Annotated in this window: 18 protein-coding genes; 14 read left to right on the top strand and 4 right to left on the bottom strand. The window is 71.7% G+C overall.

Features of this window, described 5'->3' with window-relative positions:
• The first annotated feature begins 199 nt into the window (after positions 1-199).
• The 13 genes from AC2H4J_RS20995 (at position 200) to AC2H4J_RS20935 (ending at position 15,824) form a co-directional block, all read left to right on the top strand.
• Positions 200-1,852: a methyl-accepting chemotaxis protein gene (locus AC2H4J_RS20995; protein ID WP_487466858.1), complete on the top strand. Its 1,653-nt coding sequence runs from the start codon at positions 200-202 to the stop codon at positions 1,850-1,852.
• A 236-nt stretch (positions 1,853-2,088) separates the two neighbouring features.
• Complete coding sequence (locus tag AC2H4J_RS20990) at positions 2,089-3,684, top strand: methyl-accepting chemotaxis protein (RefSeq protein WP_487466857.1); 1,596 nt, start codon at positions 2,089-2,091, stop codon at positions 3,682-3,684.
• Between the two features lie 541 nt (positions 3,685-4,225).
• The gene (locus AC2H4J_RS20985; RefSeq protein WP_487466856.1) at positions 4,226-5,857 is read left to right on the top strand and encodes a methyl-accepting chemotaxis protein; all 1,632 of its coding nucleotides are present in this window, start codon (positions 4,226-4,228) and stop codon (positions 5,855-5,857) included.
• 154 nt (positions 5,858-6,011) lie between these two features.
• Positions 6,012-8,513: a chemotaxis protein CheA gene (locus AC2H4J_RS20980; RefSeq protein WP_487466855.1), complete on the top strand. Its 2,502-nt coding sequence runs from the start codon at positions 6,012-6,014 to the stop codon at positions 8,511-8,513.
• Between the two features lie 2 nt (positions 8,514-8,515).
• Complete coding sequence (locus AC2H4J_RS20975; RefSeq protein WP_487466854.1) at positions 8,516-8,965, top strand: chemotaxis protein CheW; 450 nt, start codon at positions 8,516-8,518, stop codon at positions 8,963-8,965.
• 243 nt (positions 8,966-9,208) lie between these two features.
• Positions 9,209-10,822: a methyl-accepting chemotaxis protein gene (locus AC2H4J_RS20970; protein ID WP_487466853.1), complete on the top strand. Its 1,614-nt coding sequence runs from the start codon at positions 9,209-9,211 to the stop codon at positions 10,820-10,822.
• Positions 10,823-10,974: 152 nt separating this feature from the next.
• Positions 10,975-11,850, top strand: a complete 876-nt coding sequence (locus tag AC2H4J_RS20965) for a hypothetical protein (protein WP_487466852.1) — start codon at positions 10,975-10,977, stop codon at positions 11,848-11,850.
• A gap of 273 nt (positions 11,851-12,123) precedes the next feature.
• Positions 12,124-13,236 carry a protein-glutamate methylesterase/protein-glutamine glutaminase gene (locus AC2H4J_RS20960; protein ID WP_487466851.1) on the top strand — a complete coding sequence of 371 codons (1,113 nt, stop codon included), beginning with the start codon at positions 12,124-12,126 and terminating at the stop codon, positions 13,234-13,236.
• Positions 13,233-14,057 (top strand): CheR family methyltransferase, encoded by an 825-nt coding sequence (locus tag AC2H4J_RS20955; protein WP_487466850.1) that lies wholly within the window; start codon positions 13,233-13,235, stop codon positions 14,055-14,057. The genes AC2H4J_RS20960 and AC2H4J_RS20955 overlap by 4 nt, the downstream gene beginning before the upstream one ends.
• 1 nt (position 14,058) lies before the next feature.
• On the top strand, positions 14,059-14,442 hold the full coding sequence (locus tag AC2H4J_RS20950) for a response regulator (RefSeq protein WP_487466849.1): 384 nt from the start codon (positions 14,059-14,061) through the stop codon (positions 14,440-14,442).
• The gene (locus tag AC2H4J_RS20945) at positions 14,439-14,951 is read left to right on the top strand and encodes a chemotaxis protein CheX (protein ID WP_487466848.1); all 513 of its coding nucleotides are present in this window, start codon (positions 14,439-14,441) and stop codon (positions 14,949-14,951) included. The genes AC2H4J_RS20950 and AC2H4J_RS20945 overlap by 4 nt, the downstream gene beginning before the upstream one ends.
• 31 nt (positions 14,952-14,982) lie before the next feature.
• Complete coding sequence (locus AC2H4J_RS20940; RefSeq protein WP_487466847.1) at positions 14,983-15,345, top strand: response regulator; 363 nt, start codon at positions 14,983-14,985, stop codon at positions 15,343-15,345.
• On the top strand, positions 15,342-15,824 hold the full coding sequence (locus AC2H4J_RS20935; protein ID WP_487466846.1) for a hypothetical protein: 483 nt from the start codon (positions 15,342-15,344) through the stop codon (positions 15,822-15,824). Before AC2H4J_RS20940 ends, AC2H4J_RS20935 begins: the two co-directional genes overlap by 4 nt.
• A gap of 61 nt (positions 15,825-15,885) precedes the next feature.
• On the opposite strand, the gene AC2H4J_RS20930 is transcribed toward AC2H4J_RS20935, so the two are convergent.
• Both AC2H4J_RS20930 and AC2H4J_RS20925 read right to left on the bottom strand, forming a co-directional pair.
• Positions 15,886-16,344, bottom strand: coding sequence for an ATP-binding protein (locus AC2H4J_RS20930; RefSeq protein WP_487466845.1), 459 nt, complete (start codon positions 16,342-16,344; stop codon positions 15,886-15,888).
• A 65-nt stretch (positions 16,345-16,409) separates the two neighbouring features.
• Positions 16,410-18,101, bottom strand: a complete 1,692-nt coding sequence (locus tag AC2H4J_RS20925; protein ID WP_487466844.1) for a PP2C family protein-serine/threonine phosphatase — start codon at positions 18,099-18,101, stop codon at positions 16,410-16,412.
• Positions 18,102-18,307: 206 nt separating this feature from the next.
• On the opposite strand from AC2H4J_RS20925, the gene AC2H4J_RS20920 reads away from it, so the two are divergent.
• Complete coding sequence (locus tag AC2H4J_RS20920) at positions 18,308-20,080, top strand: PP2C family protein-serine/threonine phosphatase (RefSeq protein WP_487466843.1); 1,773 nt, start codon at positions 18,308-18,310, stop codon at positions 20,078-20,080.
• A gap of 66 nt (positions 20,081-20,146) precedes the next feature.
• On the opposite strand, the gene AC2H4J_RS20915 is transcribed toward AC2H4J_RS20920, so the two are convergent.
• Both AC2H4J_RS20915 and AC2H4J_RS20910 read right to left on the bottom strand, forming a co-directional pair.
• A complete protein-coding gene (locus tag AC2H4J_RS20915; RefSeq protein WP_487466842.1) occupies positions 20,147-21,340 on the bottom strand; it encodes an ATP-binding protein in 1,194 nt (397 codons plus the stop codon).
• A gap of 75 nt (positions 21,341-21,415) precedes the next feature.
• Positions 21,416-21,887 (bottom strand): HNH endonuclease signature motif containing protein (locus AC2H4J_RS20910; protein WP_487466841.1); only part of this gene is annotated, 472 nt, incomplete at its 5' end.

Raw genomic sequence — 21,887 nt, 5'->3', positions numbered from 1 at the left:
CGCACGACCGGATTCCGGTCGTGCGCCTCCGGCGTTTCCGCGGGTCGACAAATGCATTCGGCAGGAACGGTGGCCGAACAATTGCGGCCGGAATGCGCGACACGATGCCTTCGCGCTAAGACATCTACAAACGTGCGTGCAGCATTCCTCTCGCTCCCGAAGCCCCGTGGAGCGCACCACCACGTGAGGAAAGAGCACCATGCCCACTCCACGACGCACGACCTCGGCGCCAGCGCCCGAGACCCCCGCCTCCCACTGGTACCGGGACCGCAGCATCCGCGCCCGGATCTTCGGCCTGACCACGGTCCTGCTGCTCGGACTCATCGCGTCCACGGTGACCGGGACGGTGAACGGCAATCGGACCAGCGACCTGCACGCCGAATCCCTGGCCGCGATCGGCGTCCAGCAGAAGGTGGAGGCCGCCCGCTACGACCTCCTCTGGGCGGCGAACTGGCAGAACATCACCGCGTGGCGCGCGCGGGTGGACGGTGGCGCGGCAGCCGCCGCTCCCGGCGGCGACAACCTCAAGGCCTACCAGGACGGCGCGGCCGGCTTCGAGAAGCTCTTCACCATCGACCGCTCCCTCCTCGACGCGAAGGCGCGCGCGAGCCTGGACACCATCCAGGAGAACTGGAAGGCCATGAGCGCCTACAACGACCAGATCTTCCAGCTGTGGGCGCAGGGCCGGCTCGACGAGGGCGACGCGGTGTCCACCGGCGACAAGTGGGACGTCTTCTACACGCTCGACCAGGCCATGACCGAGCTCGTGAAGTCCGTCGACGCACGGGCCACGAGCGCCCGGGCGGCGGCGGAGGCCGGGGAGGCCTTCACCCAGCGCATCAACATCGCCGTGACGGTGATCGCCGTCCTGCTCGGTCTCGTCGTGGCCTTCGTGGTCTCCCGCGAGATCGTCCGCGGTATCCAGGGCGTGCGCGGCGGCCTCGAGCGACTGGCCCGCGGCGACCTCGCCGTCCGGTTGCCGGTCCGTGGCCGGGACGAGGTGGGTCAGATGGCGATCGCGCTGAACAGCGCCGCCGCCACGATGGCCTCCACCGTCGGGGAGATCGCTGCCTCCGCGGACGCCGTCGCGGCCAGCGCCGAGGAGTTGTCGGCGTCGTCGGCGCAGATCTCGTCGTCGGCCGAGGAGACGTCGGCCCAGTCGGGTGTCGTGTCGGGTGCGGCCGAGGAGGTGTCGCGCAGCGTCCAGACCGTGGCCGCCGGTGCGGAGCAGATGGGTGCCTCGATCCGGGAGATCGCGTCGAACGCGGCGGAGGCCAGCGAGGTGGCTGCGCGTGCGGTGTCGGCGGCGGAGACGACGACCGCGACGGTGGCCAAGCTCGGTGACTCGTCGGCGGAGATCGGCAACGTGGTGAAGGTGATCACGTCGATCGCCGAGCAGACGAACCTGCTGGCGTTGAACGCCACGATCGAGGCGGCGCGGGCCGGTGAGGCGGGCAAGGGCTTCGCGGTGGTCGCGAACGAGGTGAAGGAGCTGGCGCAGGAGACGGCGAAGGCGACCGAGGACATCGCCAAGCGGGTGCTGGCGATCCAGGGCGACACGACCGCGGCGGTGGCCGCGATCGAGGAGATCAGCTCGATCGTCGCCCAGATCTCCGACCGGCAGACCACCATCGCCAGCGCGGTGGAGGAGCAGACGGCCACCACGAGCGAGATGTCCCGCTCGGTGCAGGAGGCGGCGAACGGCACCACGGAGATCGCCACGAACATCACCGGCGTCTCCACGGCGGCGGAGTCCACCACCCAGGCGCTGGGCCAGACCCGCACCGCGGTGGACGAGCTGTCGCGGATGGCGTCGGATCTGCGCACCTCGGTCGGGAGGTTCAGCTACTGAGCTGCTGATCCAGCACGGGAAGGGGGTGTGCGGCCGAATCGGTCGCACACCTCTTTCGCGCTTTCCGAAGCCCAATCGGGCGATCCTGTCGACAAAGCGTCGGAAAGGAGAAGGTTGTCGTCCTTTCTCGGACGAGTCGCGCGACGCGCCGTAAACAAAGACGACTCGATGTATGGAGCGGGTCCACCCTTTCTATGGAGCGCAGGTCCCCGTCATCGCTGTCGAAAGGAATCCCCATGTCCCGTATCGGCGCAATCGTGCGCGATACCCCGGTGGCCGCCAAGATCGGTGCCGCCGTGGGAGTGGCGGTGATCTCCGGAGGGGTGGTCGGCGCGGTCGGCCTCGCCTCGCTGTCCACGGCCGCGGACCGCGCGCAGACCACGTATCAGCAGAGCACCCAGGGCCTGGTCTCCGTGGAGGAGATGCGCGCGAAGCTGCTGGAGCTCCAGCTCAGCGACGCCATCGCGGTGGCCGCACCGCCGAACGTGGACAAGCAGCCCTTCCACGACCGGTCCAAGGCCGCGGCCGAGGCGCTCGTCGTGGCGGGTGAGGGCTATGGCGCGACGAAGCCCACGGCCGCCCAGGCCCGGCTCGCCGGCACGGTTCTCGACGACTACGCGTCGTGGGGGCAGCTGAACGACCAGATGCTTGCCGCCTTCGCCGCCGACGACTACGCCACGGGGGAGCAGCTCTACAACCAGGCCGGCCCGGTGATGCAGAAGGTGACCGCGGGCATCGCGGCGCTGGTGGAGTCCGAGCAGCAGGAGGCCGCTGCGAATGCGAAGCAGGCGGCGACCACCAGTGCGACGGCCAGGACGGTGCTGATCGCCGTGCTGGCGGTCGGCACGCTCGTGGCCCTCGGGCTGGGCGTCCTGGTGGTCCGGGCGATCCGGAGCACGCTGCGCCGGGTGCAGCACGTGGCGGAGGGCATGGCACAGGGAGACCTCACCCGGACCACCGGCGTCGACTCGCGCGACGACCTGGGACGTACGGCGGCGGCGCTCGATGCCGCGCAGGGCAGCCTGCGCGAACTCATGGCCTCGGTGGTCGCCTCGGCGGACTCCGTGGCCTCGAGCTCGGAGGAGCTGTCGGCGTCGTCGGCGCAGATCTCGTCGTCGGCGGAGGAGACGTCGGCCCAGTCCGGTGTCGTGTCGGGTGCGGCCGAGGAGGTGTCCCGCAGCGTGCAGACCGTGGCGGCGGGTGCGGAGCAGATGGGTGCCTCGATCCGGGAGATCGCCTCGAACGCCGCGGAGGCCAGCGAGGTCGCCGCGAAGGCGGTCACGGCGGCTGCCACCACGACGGCCACCGTCGCCAAGCTGGGCGAGAGCTCGGCGGAGATCGGCAACGTCGTCAAGGTGATCACGTCGATCGCGGAGCAGACGAACCTGCTGGCGCTGAACGCCACCATCGAGGCCGCGCGGGCCGGAGAGGCCGGCAAGGGCTTCGCGGTGGTGGCCAACGAGGTGAAGGAACTCGCGCAGGAGACCGCGAAGGCGACCGAGGACATCGCCAAGCGGGTGCTGGCGATCCAGGGCGACACCACCGCAGCGGTGACCGCGATCGAGGAGATCTCGGCCATCGTCGCCCAGATCTCCGACCGGCAGACGACGATCGCCAGCGCGGTGGAGGAGCAGACGGCCACCACCACCGAGATGTCCCGCTCGGTCCAGGAGGCGGCGAACGGCACCACCGAGATCGCCACCAACATCACCGGCGTCTCGACAGCCGCCGCGTCGACCACCGAAGCCCTGGGCCAGACCCGCATCGCGGTCGACGAGGTCTCCCGCATGGCATCGGATCTGCGCAGCACGGTGGGGAGGTTCACCTACTGAGCGCATCCTGATCGACCCGCGACGAGGGGTGGTGACCGGAATCCCGGTCACCACCCCTCGTCGTCTCTCCACCGGCCGATCGTCACCAGGAAGACACCGCCGGCGGGAGGGCGCCGACGGCATCCGTCGGAGTATCGACGGTGTCTCCCCCGCTGCCGAGTCGGCGCCCCGGTGTCACTCGGCGCGCACCGCGGCGTACGCCGCCTGCACGGCCCCCCCGCGTGCCGACGGACCTGCGCAACATGGTGGTCGCCTTTCCGTCTGATCGCACGCGGGTGCCGAGGGGTGGGTCGCGGGAATCCGGTCATCAATCGCCGCGCTTTCGACGACTCATCGCGAAAAGGACAAGTCGACATCGAAGAAACGATGTCCGAACAATTATCGGTACGGTCCCGACACGAAGAAAATTGGATCGGAAGGGGCGTGTGGGGATATAGCTTTCCTCCAGGCACCTCCCTCCGGTCGCCCCCTATTCCGACTTCCTCCGCAAGCCCGCGGGCGAAGGCGCCCCCAGATCACGAGCAGACGAGGTACGAAGACGATGAGCACCAGCAGTTCAGCGCCGCGGCGCCGCGGAATCGGAGTCCGCGGAAAGATTCTCGCCGTCGGTGCCGCCGGCATGGCCGCCGCGATCGCGGTGGGCTCCTTCGCGCTGAGCGGGCTGAGCAGTTCCGGTCAATCGCGGGAGAACGTCAACGAGATCCAGGGGGCGCTGAGCCACGCCCAGACCATCGAGTACTTCAACGCCGACGTCAGTGGATGGCAGACGGCGTATGCCTGGGACGCCCGTCGAATCGGCCCCGTGGCGGCCGTCCAACCCGGTTCGGACAACCGCGCCGGCTTCCTCGACATCTCGGACAAGCTGCGTGCCGAGCTGGGGAAGATGCCCACCGACGTGCTCACGGACGACGAAGCGGCAGTCTTCGACCAGATCACCAGCAAGTGGCAGGACTTCTTCACCCTCGACGACAAGGTCGTCGCGCTGTACGAGCAGAACTCGCCGGCGAGCACGGACGCCGCCGACGCGCTGATCCTGGGCGACAGCTACGCGGTGTACTACAAGGTCATCGACCTCACGCAGACGTTACGAAAGTCGCTCCAGGACCGTGTCCACGCAGCCAGCGTGGCCGCCGCCGACAGCCAGGCGCGCACAGAGGCGATCATGATCGGCGTCATCGTGGTCGGCGCCCTCCTGGTCTTCGGTACCGCCTTCATGGTGGCCCGGCGCATCATCCGACCACTGGGTGAGGTCATGAAGGTCGCCACGGCGCTCGCGGCCGGCGACCTGACCAGGACGAGCGGGGTGAGTCAGGGTGACGAGGTGGGCCGGACCGCCGCCGCTCTCGACCAGGCTGTCGGCAACCTGCGCGAGGTGATGGCTGGAGTCGTTGTCAGCGCCGACTCGGTGGCGGCGTCCTCGGAGGAGCTGTCGGCGTCCGCGGCGCAGATCGCGTCCGGCGCCGAGGAGACCTCCGCGCAGTCCGGTGTCGTGTCCGCGGCCGCCGAGGAGGTGAGCCGCAGCGTCCAGACCGTCGCCGCGGGTGCGGAGCAGATGGGTGCCTCGATCCGCGAGATCGCGTCGAACGCGGCGGAGGCCAGCGACGTGGCGGCGCGTGCCGTGACGGCGGCGGAGACCACCACCGCCACCGTCGCCAAGCTCGGTGAGTCCTCGGCGGAGATCGGCAACGTGGTGAAGGTGATCACGTCCATCGCGGAGCAGACCAACCTGCTGGCGTTGAACGCCACGATCGAGGCGGCGCGGGCCGGTGAGGCCGGCAAGGGCTTCGCCGTCGTCGCCAACGAGGTCAAGGAGCTGGCGCAGGAGACGGCGAAGGCGACCGAGGACATCGCCCGCCGGGTGTTGGCCATCCAGGGGGACACGACCGCCGCTGTCGGGGCCATCGAGGAGATCTCGAGCATCGTCGCGCAGATCTCCGACCGGCAGACCACGATCGCTTCCGCGGTGGAGGAGCAGACCGCCACGACGAACGAGATGTCCCGCTCGGTGCAGGAGGCGGCGAACGGCACCACGGAGATCGCCGGCAACATCACCGGCGTCTCCACGGCGGCGGAGTCGACCACCCAGGCCCTGACCCAGACCCGCACCGCGGTGGACGAGCTGTCGCGGATGGCGTCGGACCTGCGCACGACGGTCGCGAGGTTCACCTACTGAACCACGGTCCAGCGGGGGTCGGACCGTTCCCGAAGGTGCCGATAACTGAGGGGACGGCTGTGCCGGCGGAGTTGAGGTTGACTCCGCCGGCACCGCGCCGATGACCCAACCGGGCGGGCATGCGCCCGGTCGCAACGAGAGAGAAGGCAACACCGTGGACGGTCTGGACGACATCGTCGAGGAGTTCCTGGTCGAGAGTCACGAGAACCTCGACCAGCTGGACTCCGACCTGGTCGCCCTGGAGCAGGACCCCAACTCGCGCGAGCGGCTGTCGAGCATCTTCCGCACGATCCACACGATCAAGGGCACCAGCGGCTTCCTCGCCTTCAACCGGCTCGAGGAGGTCACCCACGTCGGGGAGAACATGCTCTCCCGCCTCCGTGACGGCGAGCTGGCGCTGACGCCGGCCCGCACGAGCGTGCTGCTGCAGATGGTCGACACCGTCCGCTCCCTGCTGACCTCGATCGAGGCGAGCGGCGGCGAGGGGCCGGTCGACGTCTCCGCCGTCGTCGCGTCCATCACCGCGGCCATGGACGACGCCCCCGCCCCCGCCCCCGCGCCGGCCGCTGAGGTCCCCGCGCCTCGCGCGTCGGAGGAGACGGCCCCCGCGGCGCAGGCTCCGGCCAAGGCGCCGGCGAAGCCAGCGCCCGCGAAGAAGGCCCCTGCCCGCAAGACCACCGCCGCGGCGAAGAAGCCTGCGGCGGCCCGCAAGACCCCGGCTCGCAAGCCGGTCGCGGCGTCGGCTGTCGCCGAGCCCGCGCCCGAGCCGATCGTCGACGGTCCGGTCGACGTCACGCCCGTCCAGACAGAGCCCCAGTCCGAGGGAGTCCCCGCCACCGTGTCCGAGCCCATCGTGGAGGAGGCCAGCGTGGCCGACACCTCCGGCGAGCACCAGGACGGTGACTCCGCCCCGGTCGACCAGAACGGCCAGCCGCGCCGCGCGGTCGCCGACAGCACCATCCGGGTCGACGTCGACCTGCTCGACGAGCTCATGCTGCTCGTCGGCGAGCTGGTGCTGACCCGCAACCAGATCGTGCAGAACGTCGCCCGGCAGACCGACACGGATCTGATCCGGGCCTCGCAGCGGCTCAACCTGATCGCCAGCGAGCTGCAGGAGGGCGTCATGAAGACGCGCATGCAGCCGATCGACCACATCTGGTCGAAGCTGCCGCGCGTCGTACGCGACCTGGGCATGCAGCTGAAGAAGTCCATCCGACTGGAGATGGAGGGTCGCGAGACCGAGCTGGACAAGACCCTGCTCGAGGCGGTCAAGGACCCGCTGACCCACCTGGTCCGCAACTCGGTCGACCACGGCATCGAGACCGCCGACGTCCGCAAGGCCGCCGGCAAGCCGACCGAGGGCGTCCTGACCCTCCGGGCCCGCCACGAGAGCGGCCAGGTCGTGGTCGAGGTCGCGGACGACGGCGCCGGCATCGACCCGGTCAAGCTCGGCAAGAAGGCCGTCGAGCGGGGCCTGATCACCGTCGCGCAGCTGGACCGGATGAGCCCGGCCGACATCCTGCAGCTGATCTTCCTGCCCGGGTTCTCGACCGCTGCCGCGGTGACCAACGTCTCCGGCCGCGGCGTCGGCATGGACGTCGTCAAGACCAACATCGAGGCCATCGGCGGCACGATCGAGGTCGAGTCCGAGGCCGGCCGCGGCACCGTCTGCCGGCTGCGCATCCCGCTGACCCTGGCGATCGTCCCGGCGCTCACCGTGGAGTGCGCCGGCGACCGCTACGCCATTCCCCAGATCAGCCTGCAGGAGCTGGTCAGCCTGGACGCCGAGAAGGCCGCCAACGCCGTCGAGGAGGTCGGCGGAGCGCAGGTCTACCGCCTCCGCGGGGAGCTGCTCCCGCTCGTCCGCCTCACCGATGTCCTCGGCCTCACCTCCGAGCGGCACGACGGGCACGTCGTCATCGCCGTGCTGCGGTCGGAGGGACGGCGCTTCGGCCTCGTCGTGGACCGGGTGATCAACACCGAGGAGATCGTCGTCAAGGCCGTGGGTGGCCAGATGAAGGCGATCGGCCTCTACTCCGGCGCCACGGTCCTCGGCGACGGCACCGTCGCCCTGATCCTCGACGTGCAGGCCCTGGCCCGCCGGGCACTCCGGACCGAGACCACCGAGCGCAGCCAGGAGGCGGCCCGCGAGGCGGCCGCAGCCGCGGCGTCCAGCGAGACCGACCGGCAGCGGATGCTGCTCGCGGCCATCGGGGGCGGCCGGCGCGTGGCGATTCCGCTCGACACCGTCACCCGCCTCGAGCAGGTGCGCACCGACGCGGTCGAGAAGGTCGGCAACCGCGAGGTCGTCCAGTACCGCGGCGCGATCCTGCCGATGGTCCGGCTCGACCGGCACCTGGGCGCCTACGGCGAGACCGACCGCGAGGTCCTCGAGGTCATCGTCTACAGCGACCACGGCCGCAGCGTCGCCATCGTCGTGGAGGAGATCCTCGACATCGTCGACGGCGAGGCCGCGATCCGCAGCGACATCGACGACCTGGGCCTGCTCGGCTCCGCCGTCCTCGGCGACAAGGTGACCGAGCTGCTCGACGTCCGGGCCGCGATCCTCGCCGCCGACCCGGCCTTCTACAACGCCCCCGCGATCCCCACCCAGGCGACGTCCTCCGACGTCTCCGCCTCTCTGCTGGAGGTCTGACCGTGACCGCCCCGACCACCAAGGCGCCCGCGACGAGCGGGCAGCTCGCCACCTTCCGCCTGGACGGTGACCTCTACGGCATCGAGGTCGAGCACGTGCAGGAGGTGCTGCGCAGCCAGCAGCTCACCCGCGTGCCGCTCGCGCCGAACGCCGTCGCCGGTCTGATCAACCTGCGCGGCCAGGTCGTCACGGCGATCGAGCTGCGCGAGCGGCTGGGCCGTCCGCCGCGCCCGGAGGGCACCGACCCCGTCGTCATCGTCGTCCGGCTGCACGGCGAGGCGGTCAGCATGCTGGTCGACTCCATCGCCGACGTCGTCGACGTCGACGCAGCCGACTTCGAGGCGCCGCCGGACACGCTGGAGGGTCAGGCCCGGGACCTCATCCGCGGTGCGTACAAGCTGCACGGGCAGCTGCTGCTGGCCCTCGACGTCCAGAAGGCGGTCAGCGCCTGACGAGGTGCCCCTGACTCGATGATCACCCGGCCCCCGCATCCGTCGCCTGACGGATGCGGGGGCCGCGGCGTTCCCGGAGCGCCCCCGCACCCCGTCCGGCACGTCGGCGCGACGTTCGACGCAAAGGTTGCATCAGGTATGCCGATAGTCGTACGAGGAATGGACCGCATCCATTCCTGACCCCCCCGCCGGCTCGCCGCCGCGGGGGCCCTTTCCGAGCTCTCGCCCACCGGAGTCCTTTTCATGCGCAGCATCCTCACCGCGGCCGCGCGACGCTTCCGCAACCTTCGCGTCCTCGCCAAGATCATGATCTCCGTCGGCACCGCGATCGTCGTGGCCGTCGTCGTGGGTCTGGTCGGCCTGAACTCGCTGTCCTCGGCCGCGGATCGCACCGGGACGATGTACCAGCAGAACGTCCTGGGCACCCGGCTCGCGCAGGAGATGCGCTTCCAGTACATCTCCTACCGTTTCGCGTCCCTGCAGCGGACCTCCGCGCCGACCCCCGAGGCCAAGAAGGCCGCCGAGCAGGCGCGCGATGTCGCCGCCACCGCGCTCGGGGACGCGTCCTCCCGCTTGCGCAAGGACACGCGGCCCACGGCCGCGGTCAGCAAGCTGATCGATGCGGTCTCCGCGGACGTCCAGACCTACCTGGGGCTCGCCGAGAAGGCCAACGCGTTCGCCGCGGCGGGGCAGATGGCGGAGTTCAACGACGTCCGGCTCAACCAGATCCCGCCGGTGAGCGAGCGGGTGATCTCGGGCCTCACCAAGCTGTCGGATCTCGAGGACGCGACGGCCAAGGAGAGCGCTGCCGCGGCCAGGCAGGCCGAGTCGACGATGCGGACGGTGATGCTGCTGGTCGTCGGGCTGGGCATCGTGCTCTCGATCGGGATCGGTGTCCTGGTCGCGCGGTCCATCACCAGGGTGCTGACGCGGGTCGGCCGGTCGATCAGCCGGCTCGCGGACGGTGATCTCACGCTCGCCACAGGGGTCGACCAGACCGACGACGTCGGCCGGATGGCCGCGTCGCTGGACGAGGCGCTGGGCTCCCTGCGTGCCGTGCTCTCCACGGTCGTGGCCTCGGCGGACGCCGTGGCGGCGTCGTCGGAGGAGCTGTCCGCGTCGTCGGCGCAGATCCAGTCGTCGGCCGGGGAGACCAGCGCGCAGTCGGGCGTGGTCGCCGGTGCCGCGGAGGAGGTGTCGCGGCACGTGCAGACGGTCGCGGCCGGCGCGGACGAGATGGGCGCCTCCATCCGGGAGATCTCGCAGAACGCCAACGAGGCGGCGCGGGTGGCGGCGGCCGCGGTGGCCGAGGCGGAGACGACCACTGCGACCGTGACGAAGCTGGGGGAGTCCTCACGCGAGATCGGCGACGTCGTCAAGGTGATCACGTCCATTGCGGAGCAGACCAACCTGCTGGCGCTGAACGCGACGATCGAGGCGGCGCGGGCCGGTGAGGCCGGCAAGGGCTTCGCGGTCGTCGCGAACGAGGTCAAGGAGCTGGCGCAGGAGACGGCGAAGGCCACGGAGGACATCGCCCGCCGGGTGGAGGCCATCCAGGGCGACACCGAGGGCGCGGTCACGGCGATCGGCCGGATCAGCGAGATCATCGGCCAGATCAACGACTACCAGCTGACCATCGCCAGCGCGGTCGAGGAGCAGACCGCCACGACCAGCGAGATGTCACGGTCCGTGGGGGAGGCCGCGGACGGCTCGGGCCAGATCGCGGCCAACATCGGCGGTGTCTCCGGTGCGGCCGACGCCACCAACCAGGCCCTCGGCCAGACGCGCACCGCAGTGGACGAGCTGTCCCGCATGGCCGCCGACCTGCGGACGGCTGTCTCCCGATTCAGCTACTGAGAGCAACTGCTCGATAACACAACGAGCGCCGACACGCGGCCGTCCCCCCATCGCTCTCCCGCGAAGGGGTGACGGCCGTGTCGCGCTCCGGGTCACCGACCGGCAGCATGATGCGACCCACCTCGGGGGAAGAGTCGGTTGGAGGCGCTGCCATGCCCTATTCACTGGTCAGCGCCGCAACGCTCGGATTCGACCTGGTCCGGCTGCCCGCCGGGCGATCGGTCGCCACCGTGCTCCTCGCCGGCCTCGGGGCCGACGCCATCAGCCTCGCCTCGGTCGCGGGCGTCCATCCCGGCCGTGGCCTCGCCCGTGACGAGCGCGGTGCGCTCGCCATCCGGTCCCGCAAGGCCCGTGAGCTGGCTGCGTCGGTGCCGCACGTGCGGACGGCGGCCGAGGGCACCGGCGACCGGACGGCGATCCTGGTGGCCCAGCTCGAGCGCGGCACCATCGGCGACGGGCCCACCCTCGAACGGCTGCTGCGCGACGACGTCCTGGGCCCCGAGCACCTCGCCCGCGGTTTCCTGGCCGAGGACGAGTGGGACGAGGCCGCCGGGGTGCTGGCCGACGCCGCCCTCGGACACTGGGCGGCGGGCGTCCTGCCCCCGCTGGTCCGCCGTGAGCTGACCGGCCCGTTCGACGCGGCGCTCGACCGCGGTCTGATCGGCCTGCCGCCGGTGGATCCTGCACTGACCGAGCTGCTGGACGCCGTCCGCACGCTCGATGCCGGCGGCCGCGACGCCTGGCGCGCCGCCGTCGACGAGGCGCGCGCAGACCGTCGTCCATGGGCCACCGCGATGCACGAGGCGTCCTGGGCAGGGCACGTCTCCGGACGCACGCGCACGCTCGCCCTCGGCCAGCTGCACGCCGTTCACGCCTTCCTCGACGGCGGCTTCGACCTGCACGACGGTGCCGCCGGCGTCTGGAACGCCCTGGCCGGATGCGTGCAGGGCGCGGCCGTGGCCGACCTCCTCGACGAGCACGCGCTCGCCGTTCTCCAGGCGCCCTGGAAGCGCGTCGGCCGCCGCTGATCGCCGTCGACAGAAATGGCTGTCGACAAATGTCTGAAATGACTTCCCGACCGTTCTGAGAACGGTCGCCGACAATTCGCGTAACGAATCTGCGCGGGCTGTTCAGTTCTGCCCGATCCGGTCCGAAACTACCGGGGAGAGGCAATATCGCTGAGCGGCTCCCAGTCGTTCTCGCGGTACGCGACGCCCGGCCCCGCTCAAGGGTTCGGGCCTCCTGCCGATACAGAGACGACAGCCTGCTGGGCTGACCCAGCAGGGAGCAGGAGGACACGCGTGAACCCGATCCGGGTGATGGTCGTCGACGATTCCGTCGTCGTCCGCAAGATCGTGACCGACGTCCTCTCCGCCGACCCCGGCATCGAGGTCGTCGGCACGGCTGTGAACGGCAAGATCGCGCTCGGCAAGCTCGAGCAGCTCAAGCCCGACCTGGTCACCATGGACATCGAGATGCCGGAGATGAACGGCATCGAGGCCGTGCGCGCCATCCGCGGCGGCCAGGGCGGGGCGGCACACCGCAGCGTGCCCATCGTCATGTTCAGCACGCTCACCGAGCGCGGTGCCTCGGCCACCCTCGACGCGCTGTCGGCCGGGGCGAACGAGTACGTGACCAAGCCGGCCAACGTCGGCAGCGTCAGCCAGTCGATGGAGAGCGTGCGCGAGCAGCTCATCCCCAAGATCAAGGCGCTCACCGGCCGCCCGGTCACGGCGGGCCCGGCGGCCGCTCCCCCGCCGCCCCCACGGCCGGCCGCACCGCGCACCGGGCCGGGCAAGAAGCCGGCGGTCCTGGTCATCGGCTCGTCCACCGGAGGGCCGGAGGCCTTGACCCAGGTCCTGCCCCGGCTGCCGGCGAACCTCCCGGTCCCGATCCTGCTCGTCCAGCACATGCCGCCGGTGTTCACCCGGCAGTTCGCCCAGCGACTGGACCGCCTGAGCCCTCTCCGCGTGGTGGAGGCCGCCGACGGCAGCCCGCTCCTGCCCGGCACGGCACACCTGGCGCCCGGCGACCACCACCTCGTCGTCCGGAAGACCGCCCGTGGCCTGCACACCGGCCTCAACCAGGGACCACCGGAGAACTTCTGCCGACCGGCCGTGGACCCGCTCTTCCGGTCGGCCGTGGCCGCGTACGACGGAGCGGTCCTCGCCGTCGTGCTGACCGGCATGGGTTCCGACGGCCGCAACGGCGCAGCGGAGATCCGGTCGGGGGGCGGCACGGTCATCGCGCAGGACCAGGCGACCTCCGTCGTGTGGGGCATGCCGGGCGCCATCGTCCAGGCGGGCCTCGCCGACGAGATCCTCCCGCTCGACCGCATTGCCGATGCCATCAACCGCCACCTCGCCGGAGTCACAGCAGCGACCGGCGCCATCCTGGCCGGAGGCCCACGATGACTCTCACCACCACGAGCTTCGACTGGGTTCGCGATCTCGTGCACCGGGAGAGCGCCATCGTGCTCCAGCCGGGCAAGGAGTACCTGGTCGAGGCGCGGCTGCTGCCGATCGCGCGGCAGATGGGCATCACCGACGTCTCCCAGTTCGTCGAGTCGGTCCGCACCCGGCCCAGCCCGGACAGCACCCGGCAGATCGTCGAGGCGCTGACGACGAACGAGACGTCCTGGTTCCGTGACGGCGATCCGTTCACCGCGCTCACCTCGACGGTGCTGCCCTCGCTGCTCGCCGCCCGCGGCCCGAACGAGCGGCTGCAGATCTGGTCTGCGGCCTGCTCCAGCGGGCAGGAGCCGTACACGATCGCGATGCTGCTCGAGGACGCGCTGCCCAACGCGGCGGCCCGCGTCTCCATCACCGCCACCGACCTGTCCCGCGAGATGGTCGAGCGGACGAAGGCCGGCCGGTTCAGCCAGCTCGAGGTGAACCGCGGGCTGCCGGCGCCGATGCTGGTCCGGCACTTCACCCGCGCGGGCACCGAGTGGGAGGTCGCCGCCCCCCTGCGCCGGATGGTGACCGCCAGCGAGTGCAACCTGGCCGCGCCGCTGCCGCGGATGGGCCCGTTCGACGTGGTCTACCTGCGCAACGTCCTCATCTACTTCGACCTGCCCACCAAGCAGGCGATCCTCCGGCGGGTGCGTGACCTCATGCGTCCCGACGGCTGGCTGTTCCTCGGTGCGGCAGAGACGACGCTCGGGGTGGACGACTCATGGGAGCGGGTCGTCGTCGGCCGCAGCTCCGCCTACCGCCCACTGAAGGGGGCCTGACGTGCGTGCTCTGGTGATCGACGATTCGCGCGCGATGCGCCGGATCGTCTCCGGAACTCTGGAGAACCTGGGATTCGAGGTGAACCAGGCCGGCGACGGCCGCGAGGGCCTCGACGTCCTCGAGGGCGGCTGGGTGCCGGACCTGGTGACCGTCGACTGGAACATGCCGGTGATGGACGGACTGCAGTTCGTCTCCGCCGTCCGTTCCAACCCGGCGTACCGCTCGATGACGATCATGATGGTCACGTCGGAGAGCGAGCACACGCAGATCGTGCGTGCCCTGGCGGCCGGGGCCCACGAGTACGTGATCAAGCCGTTCACCGCCGACGCGCTGCGCGACAAGCTGGCGCTGCTCGGCCTGCTCCCCCAGGAGGTCGCGCTGTGACAAGCCTCGACACCGGCGAGCGCCGCCGCAGCGGTGAGCACCGCCCGGTCATCACCGAGCTGATCGACGAGGCCACGATCCAGTCGATCGCCCAGGACGCCTGGACGGCGCTCGTCGGCGAGGACGAGATCCTCGTCCCGCTCCCCGGCGAGCTGCCCACGGACATCGTGTCCAGCTGGGTCGACGTCGTCGGACCGTGGACCGGAACCGTCGTCCTGACCACCGGCCGGGAGACCGCCGCCGGGCTCACCCGGGCGCTGCTCGGCGAGCACGCGCCGGCCGAGCTCGAGGACGACGACATCGCCGACGCGTTCGGCGAGATCGCCAACGTCGTCGGCGGCAACGTGAAGGCGGCGCTCCCGGGCCCGTCGGCGCTGAGCCTGCCCGACGTCGGCGCCGCCCCGGCGGTGCGCAACCCGGCCGACCTGTGCCGCGTCGACGTCCTCTGGCGCGGCGAGCCCCTGTCCATCTCCGTCCAGGGCGCCCTCCCGGCGCTCCCGGTCCACTGATCCACGCTCAACCAAGAACGGAGCACCAGCTGTGAAGATCCTTGTCGCCGACGACAGCCGCGTCATGCGGCAGATCGTCATCCGCACCCTGCGTCAGGCCGGTTACGACGACCACGACATCGTGGAGGCAGAGGACGGCGCCGACGCGCTGGCCAAGGTGTCGTCGGAGAAGCCGGACCTGGTGCTCTCGGACTGGAACATGCCCAACATGACCGGCATCGAGTGCCTGCAGGCCATGCGGGCTTCCGGCTCGGCCGTGCCGTTCGGCTTCGTGACCTCGGAAGGCTCGCCGGAGATGCGGGAGAAGGCGGCCAACGCCGGCGCCCTGTTCCTCATCGCCAAGCCGTTCACCGAGGACACGTTCAAGGAGCACCTCGACGGGGTGCTGGCATGAGCACGGTGCTGCTGCCGGCCGCGAAGGACGTCCGGGACATGCTCTCGGGCCTGGTCGGCAAGGAGGTCTCCGTCTCGCCCGGCGCGCCGGTGACTCCCGAGCCGAACCGCCCCGTGACCGTCGCGATCTTCACCGCGAACGACATGTCGGTCAACGCGCTGTGCGTGATGGACCTGGGGGCCTCGGCGTACACCGCGGCCGCGCTCGCCCTGCTGCCGCCCGGCGGCGCCCAGGACGCCGTCGAGGAGGACAAGGAGCTCAGCCCGATGCTCCTCGAGGCGCTGCACGAGGTCGTGAACGTGCTGTCGGCGCTGTTCAACACCCCGGGTGCCCCGCACTCGAAGCTGAACAAGCTCGTCGGCGACGGCGAGGACGTGCCCGGCGACATCGCGGGCATGCTCGCGGGCTTCAACCGCCTCGACCTCGCCATCGAGGTCCCGGGCTACGGCAAGGGTGGTCTGTCGCTCGTCCTGCCGTGAGACCGAGAAACGCCGAGACCCCCCGCTGCCCATCACAGCGGGGGGTCTCGGCGTTCTCCACCTAGGCCATCGCGTGCTCGCGGTCCTCCACGGTGGTGGGCAGGCAGGCCCACACGTGCTTGGCGCCCCCGTCGACGTACCAGCCGTGCGCCACCGACATCCGGGCCACGAGATGCAGGCCCATCCCGCCCTGCGCGGGGTCCCGGTCGACCGCCGGCATCGGCATCGACTCGTGCGCGCGGTCGCTCACGTCGAGCAGCCAGCCGCCGCTGCCGGCCACGATCGTCGCCACCACCGGGGACTCTCCGTGCCGCAGCGCGTTGGACGCCAGCTCGTCGAACGCGAGGATCAACTGCTCCCCGGCGCCGTACTCGCCGTCCGGCGGCAACCCCACGTCGCCCAGGCGGTCCCGCAGCGCCGCGCGGGCAGCAGGAAGCTGCGCCACCTCGCCCAGGTTCCAGCGCCACACCTCACCGCGTCCGTCCGGCAGCGGGCGGACGGGCCAGGAGAGTCGAGCCATCGTCTTCGCCCCCGTTCAGCCGAATCGCTCGTCCTGCCGGCTGGTGTGCCCACCGGAGGCGACGGTCAACCGTGACGGTGACCGCTTCTTCCTCCCTCCGGCTGGGGAGGGGCCAGCCGGACGGCGACGATCGCCACGTCGTCCTGGCGGCTCACCTGCAGCAGATCGCCCAGCAGGGCGTCGCAGAGATCTCCGAGTGGCCGGTCGGCCAGCTCTCGGAGCAGCTCGCACAACCGGGCCGTGCCCACGTCCAGCGTGCTGCCGTGCCGCTCCACGAGGCCGTCGGTGTAGAGCAGGACGGTCGAACCGGGTGCCAGGTCGCGCACCGACTCCGTGCGGGCCGCCGAGCAGTCCACCCCGAGCATGAGGTCGCCGACCGGCTCGCCGAGAACCGTGGTGCGCCGGTCGGGGCCGAGCAGGATCGGGGGCGGATGGCCGGCGTTCGCCCAGCGCATCCGGCAACGGCCGTCGTTCGCGCTCTCGATCCGGGCGATCGCCGCGGTGGCGAGGGTGTCGTGGTGCATGTCCGCGATCGCCTCGTCCAGGCCGCGGAGCACCTCGGCCGGCCCGGCGCCGCTGTAGTGGGCGATCCCGCGGAGCAGCCCGCGGAGCTGGCCCATCGCGGCGGCCGCCACCGTGTCGTGCCCGACGACGTCGCCGATCACGAGCACCGGGGTGCCGTCACGCTGGAGGAACGCGTCGTACCAGTCCCCGCCCACGCGGGCCGCCTCTGCCGCCGGCACGTACCGGACGACGACCTGCACGTCCCCCATCGCGGCCGGCTCGGTGAGCAGGCTGCGTTGCAGGGTCTCGGCCAGCTGCGCCTGCTGGCTCTGCCGGTGCACCCGGGCGACGGCACGGCCGGCTGCGGCGGCGACCTGCCGGGCGGTGTCCAGGTCCTCCTCGCCAAGGGTCCGGCCCGCGTCCAGGTAGAGCGTGAGGACGCCGAAGGTCCGGCCCTCGGCGCCCAGCGGGAGCACCACCGCGGTGGCCGGGTGCAGCGCGATGAGCAGGTCGCGGGCACGGCCGGGCGGCATCAGGTCGAGGACGGCGTCGACCGACTCGGTCACCGGCGTCCCCTCCTGCAGAGCCTGGGCGACCGGGGAGGTGCCGGGAAGGGTCTCGAGCCGGACGCGTGTGTACTGCTCCATCAGCGGGCGTCGGGCGGGATCCACGTGCCAGGAGCCGACGTCGCGCGGGCGGCCCTCCCGGTCGGTCACCGTGACCATGCAACCGTCGGTGAGCACCGGGACGACGAGCCGGGCCAGCCGGCCGAGGGCCGCCTCGGTGTCGAGCTCGGCGCCCAGTTCGGCGCTCACCCGGCCGAGGAGCGCCGCCCGGGCGGCGCCGCGACGGGCTGCCTCGGCTGCGTTCCGCCGGTCCGTGGCGTCGACGACGTAGACCGCCACCCCGTCGGGGCCCGGCCAGACGCGGGCCTCGACCCACCGCTCCGGCGCGCGCCGGTGCACCGTCTCGAAGGTCATCGGGCGGCCGGTGGCGACGGACTCGCGGTAGGTCTCGGCGATGTCACTGCCGGACAGGTCCGGGAACACATCCCACAGCGACCTCCCCACGACCTCGTCGCGGGGACGGCCCATCAGTCGCTCCGCCTCGGCGTTCACGTACCGGAAGCGCCATTCGCCGTCGAGGATGCAGAAGGCCGCGGGCATGGTGTCGAGGAAGCGCGCCAGCTCCGCCTCATGCCGCTGGCCCGCCGCTGGAAAGAGGTGGGCCGCGCGGAACTCGCTCTCGCCCACTGCCGTCTCCCACGTCCGGCTGCCACCGCCGCTACCCCATTGTTCGAGCGCCGGTGGGAGACAGCGATTCTGTCCGGCTCCCCCGCCGCTGCCAAGGACCCGGCGAGCGCCCACCGATCCCCCGTCGTCCGCGATCGGGTGATGTCCCCCTCACGAACGGTCAGCGAGTACCGGTGGGAGGCGACGGATGAGGCAGAGTGACCGGCATGACCCGGAACGAGGCGGCTCCGCTGCCTGGCGACCTGTTGCTGCGGGCCGTCGAGGGCATGGATCGTCCGCTGTTCATGCTGGGCGAGGACTGGCGGTTCCGGTACGTCAACCCCGCGGGTGCGGCGCTCCTCGGTCGCACCGTCGAGACCATGGTCGGCCGGGTCGTGTGGGAGGAGTTCCCCGAGGCGGTCGACTCCCCCTTCGAGCTGAACTACCGCCGGGTGGCGGCGACCGGTGAGCCGGCGAGCTTCGAGGCGTGGTTCGAGCCGCTGCGGATCTGGTTCCAGGTCGACGCCTTCCGGACCGACGGCGGGTTGGTGGTCACCTACGACGACGTCACCGCGCGCCGCCTCGCCGAGGAGGAACGGGCGGCTGCGGTGGTGGCGCGGGAGCTCTCCGCGGCGGAGGCCGTCGCCTCCGCCGCCGAGGCGGCGGAGGCCGGCCGCCACCTGATGCTGCTCGGCGACATCAACCTGGCCATGACGTCGACCTTGGACACCGATGAGGCGGTCGACCGGTTCGCGCATCTCGTCGTGCCGTTGCTGGCCGATTGGTGCCTGGTCAGCGTCGTCGATCCCGACGGCACCCGGCGCGACGTCGGGCGCGCCCACCGCGACCCGGCGCAGGTGCCGGCCATGCACCGGTATGCCGACCTCCGGGTGGCGTCGAACCTGCCGACGGCGCCGGTGCCCAGCCTGCTGCGGAACCACCGCCCGGTCGTGATCCCCGATTTCACCGAGCGGCACATGCGGGAGATGGTCTCGAGCCCGGAGGCGCGCGCGGCGCTGGAGCCGCTGGCACCGCGGGCGCTCGCGGCCTTCCCGCTCATCGCCCGGGGCGAGGTCTTCGGCGCACTCACCCTCGTCAACGGGGCGGATCGAGGTCCGCACACCCCCACCGAGCTGCGGACGGCGGAGATCGCCTCCCGGCGCGCCGCGCTCGCCCTGGACAACGCACGGCTGGCGACGGCGAACCAGCAGGTCGCCGAGCGGCTGCAGCTCAGTCTGCTGTCCCCGCCCGTCCAGCCCGACCACCTGGAGCTCGCCGTCCGGTACCGGCCGGCGACGCAGGGCGTCTCCATCGGCGGTGACTGGTACGACGCGTTCATGCAGCCCGACGGCGACACGGTGCTGGTGATCGGCGACGTCATGGGCCACGACATCGAGGCTGCCGCGGCGATGGGGCAGGTCAAGACGCTGGTCCGGGGGATCGCGTACGACCGGCTGGAGGATCCGGCCGAGCTGCTGCGCCGGGTCGACCACGCGCTCGTCGGGCTCGCCGTGCCGGCCATGGCCACCGCGCTGGTCTGCCGGGTGGAGCAGGCCGACGTCGACCGGGTGACGGGGAACCGGAGGCTCCGCTGGTCGAACGCCGGTCATCCCGATCCGATGCTGCTGCTGACCGACGGCACCGTCGTCGACCTGGCGGCGCCGGTCGGCCCTCCGCTGGGCGTCGGCTGGTTCGGCCGCCGCCTCGACGGCGTGGCCGCGCTGCCGTCGGACAGCACGCTGCTGCTGTTCACCGACGGACTGTTCGAACGGCGCGGACTGCCGCTGGACGAGGGCCGCGCGCAGGTCCGCGAGATCCTCGCCCGGTCGGCCGGCGTGCCGCTGGAGATCCTGTGCGACCGGCTGCTCGCCGAGATGCTCGGGGAGGGCGTCGAGGACGACGTGGCCGTGCTGGCGGTCCGCGCGCACCCGGTGGACGCTCCGCGGCCGCTGGTGGCCGGCCCGGAGATCCTGCCGCCCGCGCTCCCCCACCCCGCCTGACGACGGCCCGGCTCAGGCGACGCTGATCGCGGCCGACTCTTGCCGCATGCCAACGGTTGTCGAGAGCTAGTCGGGGTGGCGCAGCAGGTATCGGCCGAAGTGGGGGACCGTGAAGGCGATCTGCCCGCGCTCGGCGGAGTAGACGAGCCCCTTCTTGATCAGCGAGTCGCGGGCCGGTGACAGGGAGGCCGGCTTGCGGCCCAGGGAGACGGCAACCTCCGACGTCGCCACCGCGGCGCCGGCTGGGCCGCCGAGATCGGCCATCGCGTGCATGTACTCGCGCTCGGACGGGGTGGCGCGGTCGTAGCGGGAGCCGAAGAAGCCGACGGCGAGCTCGGCCTCGGCGACCGGAGCGGCCATCGCGACGTCGTCCGCGGTGATGGGGGAGGACGCAGCGAGATCCCAGGTGACCTTGCCGTAGGCCTGCACGAAGTAGGGGTAGCCGTCGGCGGCCTCGTAGAGCGCGTCCAGCGCGGCGGGCTCGAACTCGACGTCCTCCCTTGCTGCCGGCGCCAGCAGGGCCCGGTCCGCCGACTCCCGGTCCAGCCGGTCGATGCGCAGATAGCGGAAGAGCCGCTCGGAGTAGCTCTTGGAGGCGGACAGGACGGCGGGCAGGTGCGGGAGACCCGCCCCGACGACGATCAGCGGTGCGCCCTGCTGCGACAGCTCGTGGCAGGCGGCGCAGATGGCCGAGACGTCGTCGGGCTGCACGTCCTGCATCTCGTCGATGAACAGCGCGATGCCGCTGCCGATGTCGGCGGCGACGCCTGCCGCGTCGCTCAGCAGCTCGACGAGATCGATTTCCATGTCGCCGGAGTCGGCCCGGCCGGTCGCGGCGGGCACGTCGATCCCGGGCTGCCACCGGTCGCGCACCTTGGCGTCCGACGGTGTCTCGCGTAGCGCGAAGGCCTTGAGAACGCCGAGCACCTCCTCGATGGACTCCTGGTCCTTGTGCCGCGGCCCGAGTTCGCGCAGCGCCATGTGCAGCGCGGAGGAGACCGGACGGCGCAGCGACTGCTCGGGCCGGGCCTCGATCTTCCCGGTGCCCCAGCCGCGGGAGATCGCCGCCGAGCGCAACTGGTTGAGCAGCACGGTCTTGCCGACGCCGCGCAGCCCGGTGAGCACGAGGGACCGCTCGGGCCGGCCGTGTGCGATCCGCTCCAGGACGACGTCGAACGCCGACAGCTCCGTGTCGCGGCCGGCCAGTTCCGGGGGGCGCTGCCCCGCGCCCGGCGCGTACGGGTTCCGCACGGGATCCATGTCGAGCACCGTATGGGGTTCTCTAGCCAGGACCGTAGACATCGGTAGAACGACCTAGCGCGTGTCGACGGCCGTTCAGAACGGGATGTCGGGGTCGGGTGGGTGTGGCCGGCTGTTGCGGATCCGGTCGAGGGCGTCGGCGTAGAGCTGCCGGCCGGTGCGCCGGGGTGGCGGCTGGGGGCCGGTGCTGCCGTCGTCGGTGCCGAACGGCGGCGGGTAGGTGGTGATCGTGCGTCCGCCGGGCAGGGTCCAGACCAGGCCGCCGTCGGGGTCGCGGTGCAGCCGCCAGCCCGGCGCCTGGTGGGAGAGCCGGTGGTGGTGTTCGCACAGGCAGGCGAGGTTGTCGTGGGCGGTGTCGCCGTGCGGGTGCGGGATCTGGTGGTCGAGGTCGCAGCAGCGGGCGCGGGCGCGGCAGCCGGGGAAGCGGCAGCGCCGGTCGCGGAGCCGGACGAAGCGGTGCAGCGGGTCGGTGGGTTGGTAGGCGTCGGTGCCGGCCGGTGGGCCGAGCCCCCGGCCGGCGGCCACGGCGGCGCGGATCTCGGTGCTG

It is taken from the genome of Blastococcus sp. OS1-29, assembly GCF_057628075.1.
The sequence above is the reverse complement of the archived record's forward strand: the minus strand, read 5'-3'. Positions and strand labels throughout refer to the sequence as shown.